We start from the raw sequence: 16,680 nt of genomic DNA on the forward strand, positions 1-16,680 counted from the left end.
GAAAGAAGAAGCCTCAGCGTCCGGGGAGCGGATAGGAGTGCTGCAGCAGCACCTTGGCCTTGGGGGACGACGGCTGATCCGCACAGGTCGCCTCGACGATGTAGGCGGTGACCCGGTTGACGTCGGAGGCGTCGGGAAGTACCACGAGCAGCGCCTCGGTCCCCTTGTAGGTTCCCTTCTCGGTGGCGAGTGCCGCGTCGCTGCGGCCGATGCCCGCCCGGACACAGTCCGGGACGGTCTCCGCGAGGAGGCTGGGCCGGTCCGGACCGGACTCGATACCGAGACCGTGCGGTGTACCGGAGCGGTTTCCTTCACTCCGGTTCGCGGCGAGGAGATCGGTGACCTGTTGCTCCAGCTCTCCCTCGGAGAAGGTGTCCGCGGAGGCGGACTGCCGCCCGTGCGCCGTGCTGTCGGACGGCTCGCCGTCCTGGAGGGACGACACGAGCACGGAGCCGAGTCCCAGAGCAGCAGCCGTGAACACAGCGCCCAAGGCGGCGATCCGGCGACGTCCGTCCCGCTTGCGGTCCTTGCGCCCCGGGCCGGTGGTGGAAACGCGTGCCCGTCCGGCCGGGCGGTCTGCCGTGACCGATGTTTCACGTGAAACATGACCACTGTCGTCCCCGTCCGGAGCGACACGGGACACGCCGACCGCCGCGGTGTCCGTGGACCCGAGCGCCGTGGCGTCGAGCAGGGCCTCGGCGGCGAGAGCCGCGTCGATACGGCCGGCGACATCAGCGGGCATGCGCGGCGGGCCGGGGAGGGTGCCGAGCAGTCCCCGGATCTCCTCCAGCGAGGCGTGGACGTCCGCGCACAGCGCGCACTCGTCCAGGTGCCGTCGTACCTCCGCGGTCCGCGCCGGGGGGAGAAGGCCCTCGGTGAGGTCGGAGATCTCCGCGACGTCCGGGTGTCCGGCCATGTCCGTCTGTGACGTCACGCTCGCCCACCTCCGCCCTTCGCTGCGGCTGAATCGCTCGGTCCTGCATACGGTGGTTCCGCCCGCGGCGGTTCCGCTGCGGGTGGGACGGATGCCTCCTGCGTCCGGTTCCGTTTCTCGTCCGGCTCCTTGCCGTCATCGCCGCTGCCCGGTCGCAGATGGGTCAGCAGTGGCAGGAGTCTGGCCCTGCCCCGGGCGCACCGGCTTTTCACCGTGCCGGTCGGCACGTCGAGGATGCGGGCTGCTTCGGCGACCGGGTAGCCCTGCATGTCGACCAGGACGAGCGCCGCCCGCTGGTCGGGCGGCAGAGTGCTCAGGGCCGCCAGCAGCTGGCGGTGCAGATCGTTGCGTTCCGCGGGAGCCGACGCCGACTCGTGCGGCTCCAGCAGCTGCTCCAGGCGTTCGGTGTCGTCGACGGGAGCGGTCTTCCGGGAAGCGGCCTTGCGAGCACGGTCCAGGCAGGCGTTCACCGTGATGCGGTGCAGCCATGTCGTGACGGCCGACTGACCGCGGAAGGTGTGGGCGGCCCGGTAGGCGGAGACCAAGGCGTCCTGAACGGCGTCAGCGGCCTCCTCGCGGTCGCCGAGCGTCCGCAGGGCCACGGCCCAGAGGCGGTCGCGGTGGCGGCGTACGAGCTCGCCGAAGGCGTCGGGGTCGCCGTCGACATGGCGGGTGAGAAGTTCCTGATCACTTGCACTGCTGTGCTCAGCGCGGTCCGCCATCGGGCCCCTCCCCTCGGCCGGCTCTCAACCCGTGAATTTCACTTCGGTGATGGCCTGCTTGTAGCCCGGGTTGCTGTAGTTGGCGGGGTCGTCACCGGAATACGGCAGCGCTGTCAGCCAGACCAGGACGTACCGGCTCTTCACGGGCTTGTCGACGGTCACCTTGGCGGAGGTGCTGCTCGTCGTCGCCGTGCCGAGGTTCTTCATCGAACTCAGCGGCGTGGTGGAGCTGAGCGAGTCGGTCGCGTACAGCTCGATCGTCGTGTGGTCGCCGCCGTACCGCAGCGACAACTGCGCCGCCGACACCTCCTTGGCGGAGCCGAGGTCGTAGACGATGCCCACGCCCGGCTTTATCACGATCTTCGGACCGTCCAGGTAGCTGTTGGTGCGCCAGCCGGTGGATGTGTCGCCGTCGTAGGTCTTGCCGACATCGGCGGGGTGCTGGGCATCGCCCTCGGCCACGTACTCCTGCGCGCCTTGGATGGCGATCGGCTTCGGGGCCTGCGGCCTCTTGCTCTTGTCGTTGCCGTCCGTGGTCTGCGTCTGGTTCTGGTCGTCGGCCTTGCCGCCCTGTTCCAGCAGCGCGTCCGCCAGCTGCCAGCTGCCCAGACCGAGCGCGGCGATCAGCAGCGCCGAGACCGCCCACTTGAGCGCCTTGCCCGTGCGGCTCTGCAGCGGAGGCGGCGGGGGCGCCACCGGCTGGGTGACGCCCGGGTGCGGGGCCGGGCGGCCGTAGCTGCCCTGCTGGTACGTCGTGCGCTGGTACTCGGGCGGGGCGGTGAAGGCCGGCTCCGGCGGGCGGATGCGGGGCATCTCGCCGATCGCCTTCACCAGTTCCTCCGGCGTGGTGCAGGGGGACTCGTGGCGGGAGGCGGTGGCGCCGTCGTTGGCGAGGGCCCGCATGGCGAGTTCCGACAGGCCGCGGTGGACGCCGGCGCGCACCTGGTCGGGCGGGATCAGCCCGATGTCCTTGGGCAGGCCGGACAGGCCGTAGGCGTCGGTCTCGTACGGCCAGCGCTGGGTGAGCGCCGCGTACAGCAGGGCGCCGATGGCCTCGGTGTCGGTGCGCTGAGGGGTGTCGGACTTGATGCCGCGCAGGGCCGCGTTGACGGCGAGGCCGCGGATGCGCCACTGGCCCGTCGAGGTGCGCAGGACGGCGTTGGGGTTCAGCCGCAGATGGGCGAGCCCCTCGCGGTGGGCGGAGGCCATGGCGGACGAGACCTGGCTGACCATCTGGTAGGCGTCGTACGCCTCCAGCGGCCCGGAGGCGAGGAGGGCGGTCAGTTCGGTGGCGTCGGGGAGCCATTCGTGGACGACGTAGACGAGGTCGTTCTCCTCGACCGCGTCCAGGACCTGGACGAAACGGGGGTCACCGAGCAGCGCGGAGGAGCGGGCCGCGGCCAGCACGGAGCGGGCGCGGGCGTGGTCCGCGGGCAGGACATGGATGCCGACGGCGCGACGGAGCTTCTCGTCGACGGCTCGCCAACTGCTGAACCCGTCCAGACGGGTGACGCACTCCTCCAGGCGGTAGCGTCTGGCGAGCTTGTGGCCGCTGTGCAGTTCGGGAGGCGAGGCCTTCCCGGGATCGTCCGCTTCGGCGCTCTCCTGTGCGTCGTCGTGTTCCGTGTCCCGCTCCCGGTTCTTGGCCACCCCGTCGGCCGTGGACTGGTCCGCCTGCGCGGTCAGCGACTGCTCGCCGCTGCTGTCTGCCACGTCGACGGCAGCTGTGCTCCGTTCCGCCACCGTCGTTCCTGCCTCCCCATCCGTTGCGCGCCGTCCGACACCGGTTGCGCGCCGTCCGACGCCGACACCAATTGTGCCCACAGTCCGCCGCTATGCACGACACGCGGTGGCGGACGATGGTTGTGCGCGTACCTCCCCGTCTCAGCGTCCCAGACGCCCGCGGACCATGCCGACCAGCGAGTTGAGTTCCTCGATGCGCATGCGGCGGGCGGCGACGTAGAAGATGCCGAGCAGTACGGCCCCACCGCCCAGCAGCGACGCGAACGAGCCCACGACGCCCTGGCCGAGCGTGTGGCCGATGCCGTAGCAGGCCGCGCCGCCGAGCAGCGCCGCCGGGACGGACGCGATGGCCAGGCGGGTGTACGTCCGCATGACACGCGCGCCGTCCAGGTCACCGCCCAGCCGCCTGCGCAGCCGGCGCCAGGCGACGCCGACGCCGATCGCGTAGGCCAGGCCGTAGGAGGCGGCCATGCCGACGACGGCCCAGCGGGCCGGGATCAGGAAGTAGCAGAGGGCGGAGGCGCCCGCGTTGACCGCGGCCACGATGACCGTGTTGTAGAAGGGGGTGCGCGTGTCCTCGTAGGCGTAGAAGGCACGCAGGACGACGTACTGCACGGAGTACGGGATCAGGCCGAGGCCGAACGCCATCAGCATGTAGCCCATGTTGGTGGCGGCCCCGATGCCCGAGGAGCCGAAGATCAGCGTGCACATCGGGATGCCGAGCGAGACGAAGCCGAAGGCGATCGGCACGATCGCGACGGCCGTCGTGCGCAGCCCCTGGGAGATGTCGTCACGGACGGCACCGCCGTCGCCCTCGGCGGCCGAGCGCGAGATGCGGGGCAGCAGGGCGGCCATCAGGGAGACGGTGATGATGGCCTGCGGCAGGCCCCAGATCAGCTGGGCGTTGGCGTAGGCGCTGTAACCGGTGCCGGAGATGTCGGTGTCCGCGACCGACGCGGTGGCCAGCTGGGTCACCACGAGTGCGCCCGCCTGGTTGGCGAGGACGAAGAGGATCGTCCACTTGGCGAGCATCGCGGCCTTGCCCAGGCCGTGGCCCTTCCAGTCGAACCGCAGCCGCAGCCGGAACCCGGTCTCGCGCAGGTACGGGATCATCGCCAGGGCCTGGACGACGAGGCCGAGGAGGATGCCGACGCCGAGCAGCCGCTCGCCCTCCGGCGGAATGGTCTCGACGGTCATCCCGGACTCGGCCGCGGTGCCGTAGACCCACAGGAACATGCCGAGCGTGACGATGATGACGATGTTGTTCAGGACCGGCGTCCACATCATCGCGCCGAACCGGCCGCGGGCGTTGAGGATCTGCCCCATCACCACATGGATGCCCATGAAGAAGATGGAGGGCAGGAAGTACCGGGTGAAGGTGACCGCGGTCTCGTTGGCCGCCGGGTCGTTGGCCACCGAGGTCGACAGCGCACGGACCAGGAACGGCGCGGCGAACATCCCGAGCGCGGTCAGGGCGGCCAGGGCCACCATCACGAGGGTCAGCAGGCGGTTGGCGTACGCCTCGCCGCCGTCCTCGTCCTCCTTCATGGCGCGGACGAGCTGGGGGACGAACACCGAGTTGAGGCCACCGCCGACCGTCAGAATGTAGATCATCGTCGGCAGCTGGTACGCCACCTGGAACGACTCGCCCAGCAGGCCGAGACCCAGCGCCGACACGATCATCGCGGACCGGATGAAGCCGGTGAGGCGGGAGACCATCGTGCCCGCCGCCATCACGGCGCTCGACTTCAGCAGCCCGGCCGCCTTGCCGCCCTTCTTCGCGGCGGGGGCGGGCGCCGGGGCGGGAGGCACGTCCGCGGGCGGTGTCGCCGCGTACGGGTTCGGCGCCGGTGCGGGGCCGGGGACCGCAGGGGCGGACTCGTACGACGGATGCCCGCCGCCCTGCTGCTGGTCCTTGAACAGGTGCGCGAAGGCGTCCGGCTCGTGGCGCTCCTCGCCCGCCCGGGTCACGAGGTCGTCCACACCCACGTACTGCGTCGTCCGGGGGTCGTCACCGTACGGCAGGTATCGCGTCGGGCCCTCCGGCTCGGGCGCCGGGGGCCGCGCCCACACGCGCGGGTCGGGGGCGTACGGCGACTGCTGCGGCTGGGCGTACAGCGGCTGCTGCGGCTGGTACGAGCCCGGAGGCGGCGGGGGGTGCGCGGCGCGGTCGTAGAGCGCCTCGGCGACCGGGTCCTGCGCGGACAGGTCCTGCTCCCGGTAGGGGTCCTGGGTGTAGGCGTCCTGGAGGTACATGTCCGCCGGGGGCTGCGGCGGTACCTGGCCGTGCTCGGGCGGGACCTCGGGATGGCCCGAGTCGCCCGCGCCCTGGCCGCGGTCACCGTCGTACGGCGCGTTCATGGTTACCCCACCTCATCGTCCCGGGCCCACCGGCCACGACATCCTCAACGGTCCACTCTCTCACCCGCGCCGGACGGGTCGGCGCTTTCCGCTGCGGTGTCCGGTGCCGGGTCACTCGGCTGCTCCCGGTCGTCCCGGTCGCCTCCCCGGGAGCCGGCGCCGGACTCCCCGGCAGGACGGGCCGCGGTGCCCTCCGGGTTCTGCGGTCCGTCGCCGGTCCGGCCGGAGCCGTCCGCCGCGGTCTCACGGGCAGCCGCCCGCTTGCGCTGGGTGTACATCCGGAAGCCGGCGAGGACGAGCAGCAGCACACCGCCGCCGATGACCAGCATGACCGTGGCCGTGATCTCGGTGACCTTCACGTCGAAGACGACGGGCTCGCCGTACCTCTGGCCGTCCTGCGTGTACAGCTGGGCGACCACGGTCGCCCGGCCGTTGGCATTGGCCGACGTGGTGAACTTCACCGACTGGCTGTGGCCGCCGGAGACCGTGACGGGCTGCTCCTGGTAGTCCTCGCCGCCGATCGTGAGACGGGTCGGGTTCCTCGAGGAGAGCCGCAGCACCAGACGGTCGACGCCCTGCACCAGGTTGTTCTGCACGGTCACGGGGATCGTGGCGCTGCGGCCGGAGAGCTTCGTCTCCGACTTGTCGATCAGCCTGACCTGCTCGATCAGGTCGTTGAGGTACCACTCCACGTCGTTGCGGAAGCTCGCCGCCGCGGTGGTCCGGCCGCGCCACGACGTGGACATCTCGCGGTTCATGGCCCGTCCGAACGGAGTCACCACCCGGGACTCGTCGCTCAGGATCACCTTGAACTTGTCGAGTTTGGCCTGCGTCCTGGCGATCTGGTCGAACGCCTTCCGCAGCAGTTCCTGCTTGCGCAGCGCGGGGGGGTACGAGGAGGACGGCGGCACCTTCGTGGTGGCACCCGGGTCGGGTTCGGCCGCGGCGGCTTCCGTCAGATTCTGGGACTCGGACCAGGTTCCGTCCTCGAGGGCCGCCACGGCCTCGGCCATCGTCAGGGCCTGGCTCGCGGACGGCATGCGCTGCGGGGCGACGACGACACTGCGCTGCTTGTCGGTCTGGCCGCCGAGCATCAGGCTCTGGGCGAGGAAGTGCTGCACGGCGAGCGTGGACGCGGAGGCCTTCGTCAGGTCGCCCTGGAACGCCGTCGACAACCGGGCGTCCGCGACGACCGCCGTCGTGCCACCGCCGATGGGACGCGCCGCGGACGGCGTGTAGGGCAGGTCACCGGTCTCCCGCAGGCTGTCGCTACGGGCGATGATCTTGTCGGCACCCGCGGAGGTGGCGACCTTCACGATCGACGGATCGATCGCGCCGTCCACGGGCCAGGCGAAGTCGGTGGTCGGTTTCACATGGAGGATCGGCTCCACGGTGTTGGCGACGACGTCGGTGGCGGTCTTGAGCTGGCTGAGCGAGCCGGTGACGCCCGTGCCGTTGTGAGCGAGCGAGGCCAGGTCCGGATCGGCGAAGGGCAGCGCGACCACCTCCTTGCCCGCGACCGCCTCCTGCAGGTCGGCGAGCCACTGCTTGGCGACCGTCTGGTGCGTGCCGGCGGTGGTGGTGTCGCCCTCGCCCTGGATCCGGTAGCCGCGCGTCATCTCGTCGACCGAGGCGAGCAGGCCCGGGTCGATCACCCAGGTGACGTCGAGGTCCTTGCCCAGCTGCACCATCTGGTCGAGGCGGCCGCCCGGGGAGATCTCCTTGGCCAGGTCGTCGTCGAGGAAGACCGGCGTCTGCTGTTCGTTCGACTCCGTCTCGGCCGTCATGTGGACGGTGGAGACGAGCGGCCACAGATACGTCGTCTTCGTCCGGGTGCCGGCCTCGTCGGGCTGCCAGGGCAGGAACGTCCGCTGGACGCCGAGGACCTGTTCCCACGGCTGCGCGGACGTCTGCCCGGAGAGGGAGACGGCGAGCTGGTAGACCCCGCTCCGCCCGAGATCCAGCTCGTCGACCGGTACGGAGATGTCGAAGTGCTCGGCGACGCCCGGACTGAGCTCGGGAAACTTCTCGACGTACTTGCCACCGACCTCGGAGCCGAGGGAACCCCGGACCTCGTCGCCGTCCCTGACGACGGTGTCGATGGCCGAGCGGGTGGAGAGCCGGGGCCCCACGCGCAGGTCCACCTGGGCGTCGGTGACCTTCCGCTTGCCGTTGTTCGTCACCGTGCCCGACACGGTCAGCGTGTCTCCGTCGGTGGGCGCGCTGGGGCTGAGCGAGTCGAGGGCCACGGACACCGTGCCCGAGCCGGAGGCGGCCTCGGCGGAGTCCCGGACGTCGGCGTGCGCGGAGCCGGCCGCGGGCAGCTGGACCAAGCCGGTCAGCAGCGGTACGCCGGCGAGCAGCGCCGCGGTGCGCCGTAGCCACCGACGGGCAGGTGAGGGACTGGTCCCCTGGAAGTCTGCCGCCTCGGCCACGCGCTCGCCCGTCCCTCGTCGTCAGTGGTCGTCAGTGGTCGTCGGAATGTGCGTCCAGGCATGGTAACGATGTGCGCTGAGGGGAAGTGCCGCGGACCGCTCCACGGGATCGGACGGACCCACCGGCTCGTCCTCTATGTGCCCCTATGAAGAGGAGCGTCTCCGTACGCCTCGAAGGCATCCCTTGTGCACGTATCGGCGGAGACGTCGGTGCCTGCTCGATGGAGACGCCTGCCGCTGCCCGGGCCACGTACCCTCTTCTGTTGTGCCGAACGCCAACGAAGACAACCACAGTGCCCTGAGCCAGGCGCAGCACCGCGCGGTGAGCGAGCTGCTACGGGTCGCCCCGGTCGCCGACGACCTCGCCCGCCGTTTCCAGGAGGCCGGGTTCTCACTCGCCCTGGTCGGTGGCTCGGTCCGGGACGCGCTGCTCGGCCGGCTCGGCAATGACCTGGACTTCACGACCGATGCCCGTCCGCAGGACGTTCTCAAGATCGTGCGACCGTGGGCGGACGCCGTCTGGGAGGTCGGGATCGCCTTCGGCACGGTCGGGGCGCAGAAGCACGGTTATCAGATCGAGATCACCACCTACCGGTCGGAGGCCTACGACCGCACTTCGCGCAAGCCCGAGGTGTCGTACGGCGACTCCATCGAGGAGGATCTCGTTCGGCGTGACTTCACCGTGAACGCGATGGCCGTCGCACTTCCGGAGAAGGAGTTCATCGACCCGCACGGCGGACTCGACGACCTCGCGGCACGTGTGCTGCGCACCCCGGGCACCCCCGAGGAGTCCTTCTCGGACGATCCGTTGCGCATGATGCGGGCCGCGCGGTTCGCGGCGCAGCTCGACTTCGAGGTGGCTTCCGAGGTCGTCACGGCCATGAAGGAGATGGCCGGACGGATCGAGATCGTCTCGGCCGAGCGGGTGCGGGACGAGCTGAACAAGCTGATCCTCTCCGCCCACCCGCGCAAGGGGCTGACACTGCTGGTCGACACCGGCCTCGCCGGCCATGTGCTGCCCGAGCTGCCGGCGCTGCGCCTGGAGAGCGACGAGCACCACCGGCACAAGGACGTCTACGAGCACACGCTGATCGTCCTGGAGCAGGCGATGGCGCTGGAGGAGAACGGTCCCGACCTGACCCTTCGCCTTGCCGCGCTGCTGCACGACATCGGCAAGCCGCGCACGCGGCGCTTCGAGAAGGACGGCCGGGTCTCGTTCCACCACCACGAGGTGGTCGGGGCGAAGATGACCAAGAAGCGCATGACGGCGCTCAAGTACTCCAACGAGCTGGTGAAGGACGTCTCGCGTCTGGTCGAGCTCCATCTGCGTTTCCACGGGTACGGAACCGGTGAGTGGACGGACTCGGCCGTCCGTCGTTATGTGCGGGACGCGGGACCGCTGCTCGACCGCCTGCACAAGCTGACCCGCTCCGACTGCACGACCCGCAACAAGCGCAAGGCGGCCGCGCTCTCCCGCGCGTACGACGGTCTGGAGGAGCGGATCGCGCAGCTGCAGGAGCAGGAGGAGCTGGACGCGATCCGTCCCGACCTCGACGGCAACCAGATCATGGGGATTCTCGGTGTCCGTCCCGGTCCGATCGTGGGACGCGCGTACAAGCACATGCTGGAGCTCCGCCTGGAGAACGGGCCCATGGAGCATGACGCGGCGGTGGCGGCCCTCAAGGAATGGTGGGCCGAGCAGCAGGACTGAGGCCGTGGGGCGGGGCCGGTGTTTCACGTGAAACATCACCCCGCCGGGCGTGCCGAGGGGCGGTGTTTCACGTGAAACACCGCCCCTCGAAGCTTCTGCCTTCCTTGCCCTTCGGACAGGTCGGGACAGCCTTGCCGTCACCACTCCCGGCAGAGAGGCGGGGAGAAGTTTTTGGGCGACGGTGTTCTCGATCGTCCTGAGACTGAGCTTGCGGCCGTTTCGCTGCGGAGAGACCGAAGCGAGAGGCGCCTTGCGGGGAACGCCGGGCCGCTGGGGAAGCCCTCTGGGGCGGGTACGAGGTCTGGCGTGAGGCCGCCGGCCGAGGGAACAGGTCCTGTCCGGGCCTGGGGCGGAGCCGGCCCCGGCGGAGGCGGGAAACAGCGGGCGCGTGACACGGCCCCGACGCGCGATCACGGCGCGAGTGAGGCGCCCGTGAGCTGTCGGATCCCACTGACAGGTGTGCAGCCGAAGGATGACTTCCGCGGCACCGGTGTGACGCTCATCGGCGTTCGAAACGGAACATGGCGGCAGCCACTGCCCCGTAGATGACGGCGATCATGACCACCAAAGACACCGAACGACCGTCCGGCGGCAGTATCAGGGCGGCGACCGCGGCGGCACCGACGAAGGCGACGTTGAACAGCACGTCGTAGACGGAGAAGATCCGGCCGCGGAAGGCGTCGTCCACCGAGGACTGCACGACCGTGTCCGTGGCGATCTTCGCGCCCTGGGTCGTCAGTCCCAGGACGAACGCCGCGGCCAGCAGTGGCACGGTGGCGAACGACAGCCCGAACGCCGGCTCCAGTGCGGCGGCGGCCGCTGCGCACACGACGATCCAGCGGCCGGGCCCCAGCCGCCCCGCCGCCCAGGGCGTCACCACCGCCGCCACGAAGAAGCCGGCGCCGGACACTCCCAGGGCCAGCCCCAGCAGGGCGAGCCCCTCGTCGGTGGAGGAGGTCAGGGCGTACCGGCACAGCATCAGCAGCATGACGAGCAGGGCGCCGTAGCAGAACCGCATCAGCGACATCGCGGTCAGTGCCCAGGCCGCCTCCCGGCGCGGCGGTGCGACGAGGTGCCGGACACCGGCCACCAGATCGCGGGCGGTGCCGGTGAGCGCCGTCGTCAGCCGCGGCCGCACCAGCGCCCGGTCGGGCCCGAGCAGGTCCACCGCCATGCTCAGGGAGGCCAACGCCCCGCACAGGTACAGGCACGCCCCCAGCAGCACCACGGCGGCGTCCGAGTCCACGACCACCAGGCGTACGACGAAGGCGAGGCCTCCGCCCGCGGTCGCGGCGAGCGTTCCGGCGGTCGGGGAGAGGGAGTTGGCGATCACGAGGCGCTCGGCGTCGACCACGCGCGGCAGCGCTGCGGACAGGCCCGCGAGCACGAAGCGGTTGACGGCGGTGACACACAGGGCGGAGACGTAGAAGAGCCAGTCCGGGACCTGGGCGACGATCAGGACGGCTGTCGCCGACGCCATCAGGGCGCGCAGCAGATTGCCGTAGAGGAACACCTGGCGACGGCGCCAGCGGTCCAGCAGGACACCGGCGAAAGGACCCACCAGGGAGTACGGGAGCAGCAGCACCGCCATCGCGGAGGCGATCGCGGCGGCCGAGGCCTGTTTCTCCGGCGAGAAGACGACGTAGGCGGCGAGCGCGACCTGGTACACGCCGTCGGCGCCCTGGGAGAGCAGGCGCACGGCGAGCAGGCGACGGAAGCCCTTCAGGCGCAGCAGGACGCGCAGGTCACGGACGACGGCCATGGGGCACAGCCTCACATACGGGGAGGGTCTCCGGGCCGTGCGACCCGGAGACCCTCAACTGCCCGCAAAAGGCGTCTGGTTAGCGTGTGGCGCCTTGTCCTGCTAGCGCTCGACCTCGCCGCGGATGAACTTCTCGACGTTCTCGCGGGCCTCGTCGTCGAAGTACTGGACCGGCGGGGACTTCATGAAGTACGAGGAAGCGGACAGGACCGGGCCGCCGATGCCGCGGTCCTTGGCGATCTTCGCGGCGCGCAGGGCGTCGATGATGACGCCGGCGGAGTTCGGGGAGTCCCAGACCTCCAGCTTGTACTCCAGGTTCAGCGGCACGTCGCCGAACGCGCGGCCCTCCAGGCGGACGTACGCCCACTTGCGGTCGTCGAGCCAGGCGACGTAGTCGGACGGGCCGATGTGGACGTTCTTCTCGCCGAGGTCCCGGTCGGGGATCTGGGAGGTGACGGCCTGCGTCTTGGAGATCTTCTTCGACTCGAGGCGGTCCCGCTCGAGCATGTTCTTGAAGTCCATGTTGCCGCCGACGTTCAGCTGCATCGTGCGGTCCAGAATGACGCCGCGGTCCTCGAACAGCTTCGCCATGACGCGGTGCGTGATGGTCGCGCCGACCTGGGACTTGATGTCGTCGCCGACGATCGGGACGCCCGCCTCGGTGAACTTGTCCGCCCACTCCTTGGTGCCGGCGATGAAGACCGGGAGGGCGTTGACGAAGGCGACACGCGCGTCGATGGCGCACTGGGCGTAGAACTTCGCCGCGTCCTCGGAGCCGACCGGCAGGTAGCAGACGAGGACGTCGACCTGCTTGTCCTTGAGGACCTGGACGACGTCGGCCGGCTCCTCGGCGGACTCCTCGATGGTCTCGCGGTAGTACTTGCCGAGACCGTCGAGGGTGTGGCCGCGCTGCACCGTCACACCGGTGCGGGGGACGTCGCAGATCTTGATGGTGTTGTTCTCCGAGGCGCCGATGGCGTCCGCGAGGTCGAGGCCGACCTTCTTGGCGTCCACGTCGAAGGCGGCGACGAACTCGATGTCACGGATGTGATAGTCGCCGAACTGGACGTGCATCAGGCCCGGAACCTTGGACGCCGGGTCGGCGTCCTTGTAGTACTCGACGCCCTGCACCAGCGATGCGGCGCAGTTGCCCACACCGACGATGGCTACGCGAACCGAACCCATTGGCGGTTGCTCCCTGTGTGTACGAGTGAGGTCCTTCGGCGGCCCTCACGTGGCGGTGTCGTCGGGCGTATCCGGCCGGGGCTCGTCCCCGGACCGGGGCAGGCCGCCCGGCGCTCCAGATGTGGTGTCCTGCTGAGCGGGCCCCTCGGTGGCGGAGCCCCGAAGGTCCCGCCCGGCCCGCTCGCTCTCGATGAGCTCGTTCAGCCAGCGCACTTCGCGCTCCACGGACTCCATTCCGTGGCGCTGGAGCTCAAGCGTGTAGTCGTCGAGACGCTCCCGGGTGCGGGCCAGGGAGGCGCGCATCTTCTCCAGGCGCTCCTCCAGCCGGCTGCGGCGGCCTTCGAGCACGCGCATGCGGACGTCGCGCGACGTCTGCCCGAAGAAGGCGAACCGGGCGGCGAAGTGCTCGTCCTCGTACGCGTCGGGCCCCGTCTGCGACAGCAGCTGCTCGAAGTGCTCCTTACCTTCCGCCGTCAGCCGGTAGACGATCTTGGCGCGACGTCCGGTGAGGGGGGCGGTGGCCTCGGCGGTGTTCCCCGGCTCCTCGATCAACCAGCCGTTGGCGACCAGCGTCTTCAGGCAGGGATACAGCGTCCCGTAGCTGAAGGCGCGGAACACACCCAGTGACGTGTTGAGTCGTTTGCGCAGCTCATAGCCGTGCATCGGAGATTCGCGGAGCAGACCGAGTACGGCGAACTCGAGGATCCCGGAACGCCGGCTCATCGTCGCCTCCTCTCTGCCGCGGACATGCCGTGACGGGCTCTGGCGGGGTCTTTATGCCGCGCTGATGTATCGACTCGATACATCACGACGATAGAACGGCGCTCCGGGTGCGACAAGAGGGGGGAACGTGAACGGGATCACATCAGCGATTCATGGGAGGCAAGTTGCCTGAAATGGGGTGAACTCCGGGACTCAACAGGTTTTGACGGTGCGTAGTCTGTGCGCCATGCACACCACCGGGAACCGAGTGACGCCCGGGGACGTCTCCGTCCCTGGTGCAGTACGGGTGAATGCGAAAACGGCCACATCCGTACTTCGGGGGGACCGGAAACCAGCCGCCGTTTCCAGGCGCGCAAGGGTGCGCCTGCCCGAGGAGTAGTCGTTCGATGAGCGAGCACCGTCGCAAACCGCCGCAGCCGCAGGGAGGCGGACGTGCCGCGGCCCGACGCGGCCAGACCGGCTCGTCCTCCGGCCGCCGTGCGGCACCGCGAGGCGCCACCGAGTCTGCATCCGGTTCCTACGGGCCGGGAGGTGAGGAGCGCCCGTACGGCGGGCGTGCCGAAGCCCGGCGCGCGGCCCAGAGAAGCGGGGGCGGGCGTCGCAGAGCGGCCGATGCGGGCCGCGGGGGGCGGCGCGCCGCTCCGGGCGGTCCGACCGGGCCCGGGCGCGGCAGGGGGCGCGCCGCCGTTTCCGACCGGAAGCGGTTCATCGACTACCCACGAGCCGGCAAGTACGGGTGGCAGCGCTGGGTGCCGTCCTGGAAGCTGGTCTCCGGACTGTGCATCGGGTTCTTCGGGAGCCTGGTGGCCGTGGCGGGCATCGGGTACGCCATGGTGGGCGTTCCGGACGTCGCCAAGACGGCGACGGCGCAGAACAACGTCTACTACTGGTCCGACAACACCCAGATGGTCGCCACGGGCGGCGAGCGGAACCGGCAGAACATCAACCTCTCGCAGATCCCCGAAGCGATGCAGTGGGCGGTCATCTCGCAGGAGAACAAGAGCTTCTACAGCGACAACGGCATCGACCCGAGGGGCATCGCCCGCGCCCTGTTCAACATGGCCAGGGGCGGTCAGACGCAGGGCGGTTCCACGATCACCCAGCAGTACGTGAAGAACGCGATGCTGGAGGACCAGTCGCAGACGATCTCGCGGAAGTTCAAGGAGATCTTCGTCGCGATCAAGGTGGGCACCACCGTCGACAAGAAGGACATCCTCTCCGGCTATCTGAATTCCGCGTACTACGGCCGCGGGGCCTACGGCATCCAGGCGGCCGCACGCGCGTACTTCAACAAGGACGCGATCGACCTGAACCCCGGTGAGTGCGCCTTCCTGTCGGCGATGCTCAAGGGCGCCACGTACTACGACCCGGCGGGCGCGCAGTCCATCGACCCGGCGGCCAGTCCGGAGGACAACGCGAAGCGGGCCCTGAGGCAGATGCAGGACACACTCGACAAGATGGTCGAGTACGGCCACCTGAGCGCCGCGGAGCGGGCCAAGTACACCACGCTGCCCAAGTGGCAGAACCCGCGGTCGAACACCCAGCTGAGCGGTCAGATCGGTTACCTCGTCGACCTCGCCAACGCCTACCTGGTCAACAACAGCGAGAAGACCGGGATCACCCAGGAGAAGCTGCAGCAGGGCGGCTACTCGATCTACACGACCTTCGACAAGAAGAAGGTCGCGGAGCTGGAAAAGGCGGTCCAGAAGGTCCAGAAGGCGAACATCAAACCCGAGGAACGCCCGCAGGAGGACACCCACGTCCAGTTCGGCGGTGCCTCGGTGGATCCGGCGACCGGCGCCATCAAGGCCATCTACGGCGGTGAGGACGCGACGAAGCACTTCACCAACAACGCCGACGTCACCGGCGCCCAGGTGGGTTCGACCTTCAAGCCGTTCGTGCTCGCGGCGGCCATGAAGTGGGGCGTGCGCAACCCGGATCTGGGACCGACCCAGGGGCTGGACGAGCGCACCGTCGTCTCCCCGAAGAGCCTGTACAGCGGCAAGAACAAGCTCAAGATCAAGGAGTACGACGGGACGGTCTGGCACAACGAGGAGGGCAAGGAGTGGCTGCAGACCAACGACGGTGACGAATCGCGCGGCACTCCGCCGGACTACAAGATCGACCTCCGTGAGGCCATGCAGTTCTCGGTGAACTCCGCCTTCGTGCAGCTGGGCATGGACGTCGGACTGGACAAGGTGAAGGAAGCCGCGGTCGACGCGGGTCTGCTGGAGAGCAGCCTGACCGGCACCAACTACCCGTCCTTCTCGATCGGCATCTCCGACCCCAGCGCGATCCGGATGGCCGGTTCCTACGCCACCTTCGCGGCCAGCGGCAAGCAGCGCGATCCGTACTCCGTCCAGAAGGTCACCAGCCAGGACGGGACGGTCTACACGCACAAGACGCAGACCGAGCAGGCATTCGAGGCGAAGGTCGCCGACAACGTCACCGACGTCCTGAAGACCGTGGTCGAGGACGGCACGGGTACCAACGCCCAGCTGCCCGGTCGTGAGGTGGCCGGCAAGACCGGTACCACCGACGGCAACAAGTCCGCCTGGTTCGTCGGGTACACGCCGCAGCTGTCGACGGCGATCAGCATGTTCCGGTACCCCGACGACGAGACCATGAAGAACCGCACGTTCCTGGAGATGTACGGAACGGGCGGCCAGGAGTCGATCCACGGCGCCTCGTTCCCGGCCGAGATCTGGCACGACTACATGGAGCAGGCGCTGAAGGGCGAGCCGGCGAAGAAGTTCCCGACCCCCGAGCCCATCGGTGAGATCGTCAACGACGTCCCGAGCCCGACGCCCACGCCCATGCCGACCGAGACCGAGGAGAAGCCCACTCCGACGCCGAGCCCGACGGTCAGCGAGACGGAGGAGGCCACCCCGTCGCCGTCGGTGAGCGAGTCCCCCTGCCTCGGTTTCCGGTGCGACGACGAGGACGACGGGCAGGAGAACGGCGGCACGGGCGACGAGGAGACCTCGACACCGACGGCCACATCGACGGAAGAGGAAGGCAACAACAGAGGAAACGAGAACGGAGGCGGCCTCTTCGGAGGCCCGGCCGATTAACCGCCGCATTGCCCAGTACGGGCGTTTCAC

Annotated in this window: 10 protein-coding genes; 2 read left to right on the forward strand and 8 right to left on the reverse strand. The window is 69.6% G+C overall.

Features of this window, described 5'->3' with window-relative positions; all coding sequences use genetic code 11:
• Positions 1–13: 13 nt before the first annotated feature.
• From ABD363_RS06845 to ABD363_RS06865, 5 genes are all read right to left on the reverse strand, one after another.
• A complete protein-coding gene (locus tag ABD363_RS06845) occupies positions 14–934 on the reverse strand; it encodes an anti-sigma factor family protein (RefSeq protein ID WP_344600649.1) in 921 nt (306 codons plus the stop codon).
• Positions 931–1,656, reverse strand: a complete 726-nt coding sequence (gene sigM / locus ABD363_RS06850) for an RNA polymerase sigma factor SigM (protein WP_344600651.1) — start codon at positions 1,654–1,656, stop codon at positions 931–933. Before sigM ends, ABD363_RS06845 begins: the two co-directional genes overlap by 4 nt.
• 24 nt (positions 1,657–1,680) lie before the next feature.
• A complete protein-coding gene (locus ABD363_RS06855; protein WP_344600653.1) occupies positions 1,681–3,399 on the reverse strand; it encodes a protein kinase family protein in 1,719 nt (572 codons plus the stop codon).
• A 141-nt stretch (positions 3,400–3,540) separates the two neighbouring features.
• The gene (gene murJ, locus ABD363_RS06860) at positions 3,541–5,760 is read right to left on the reverse strand and encodes a murein biosynthesis integral membrane protein MurJ (protein ID WP_344600655.1); all 2,220 of its coding nucleotides are present in this window, start codon (positions 5,758–5,760) and stop codon (positions 3,541–3,543) included.
• A 44-nt stretch (positions 5,761–5,804) separates the two neighbouring features.
• Positions 5,805–8,195 (reverse strand): DUF6049 family protein, encoded by a 2,391-nt coding sequence (locus ABD363_RS06865; protein ID WP_344600657.1) that lies wholly within the window; start codon positions 8,193–8,195, stop codon positions 5,805–5,807.
• Between the two features lie 265 nt (positions 8,196–8,460).
• Between ABD363_RS06865 and ABD363_RS06870 the strand changes: the two genes are divergently transcribed.
• Positions 8,461–9,906: a CCA tRNA nucleotidyltransferase gene (locus ABD363_RS06870; RefSeq protein ID WP_344600659.1), complete on the forward strand. Its 1,446-nt coding sequence runs from the start codon at positions 8,461–8,463 to the stop codon at positions 9,904–9,906.
• A gap of 499 nt (positions 9,907–10,405) precedes the next feature.
• On the opposite strand, the gene ABD363_RS06875 is transcribed toward ABD363_RS06870, so the two are convergent.
• The 3 genes from ABD363_RS06875 to ABD363_RS06885 form a co-directional block, all read right to left on the reverse strand.
• Complete coding sequence (locus ABD363_RS06875; protein WP_344600661.1) at positions 10,406–11,668, reverse strand: MFS transporter; 1,263 nt, start codon at positions 11,666–11,668, stop codon at positions 10,406–10,408.
• Between the two features lie 102 nt (positions 11,669–11,770).
• Positions 11,771–12,853: an inositol-3-phosphate synthase gene (locus tag ABD363_RS06880; RefSeq protein ID WP_344600663.1), complete on the reverse strand. Its 1,083-nt coding sequence runs from the start codon at positions 12,851–12,853 to the stop codon at positions 11,771–11,773.
• Between the two features lie 45 nt (positions 12,854–12,898).
• A complete protein-coding gene (locus ABD363_RS06885) occupies positions 12,899–13,576 on the reverse strand; it encodes a PadR family transcriptional regulator (RefSeq protein ID WP_344600665.1) in 678 nt (225 codons plus the stop codon).
• Positions 13,577–13,962: 386 nt separating this feature from the next.
• Between ABD363_RS06885 and ABD363_RS06890 the strand changes: the two genes are divergently transcribed.
• Positions 13,963–16,650 (forward strand): transglycosylase domain-containing protein, encoded by a 2,688-nt coding sequence (locus ABD363_RS06890; RefSeq protein WP_344600667.1) that lies wholly within the window; start codon positions 13,963–13,965, stop codon positions 16,648–16,650.
• Positions 16,651–16,680: the final 30 nt, after the last annotated feature.

The organism is Streptomyces glaucus, assembly GCF_039533365.1.
Lineage (GTDB): Bacteria > Actinomycetota > Actinomycetes > Streptomycetales > Streptomycetaceae > Streptomyces > Streptomyces glaucus.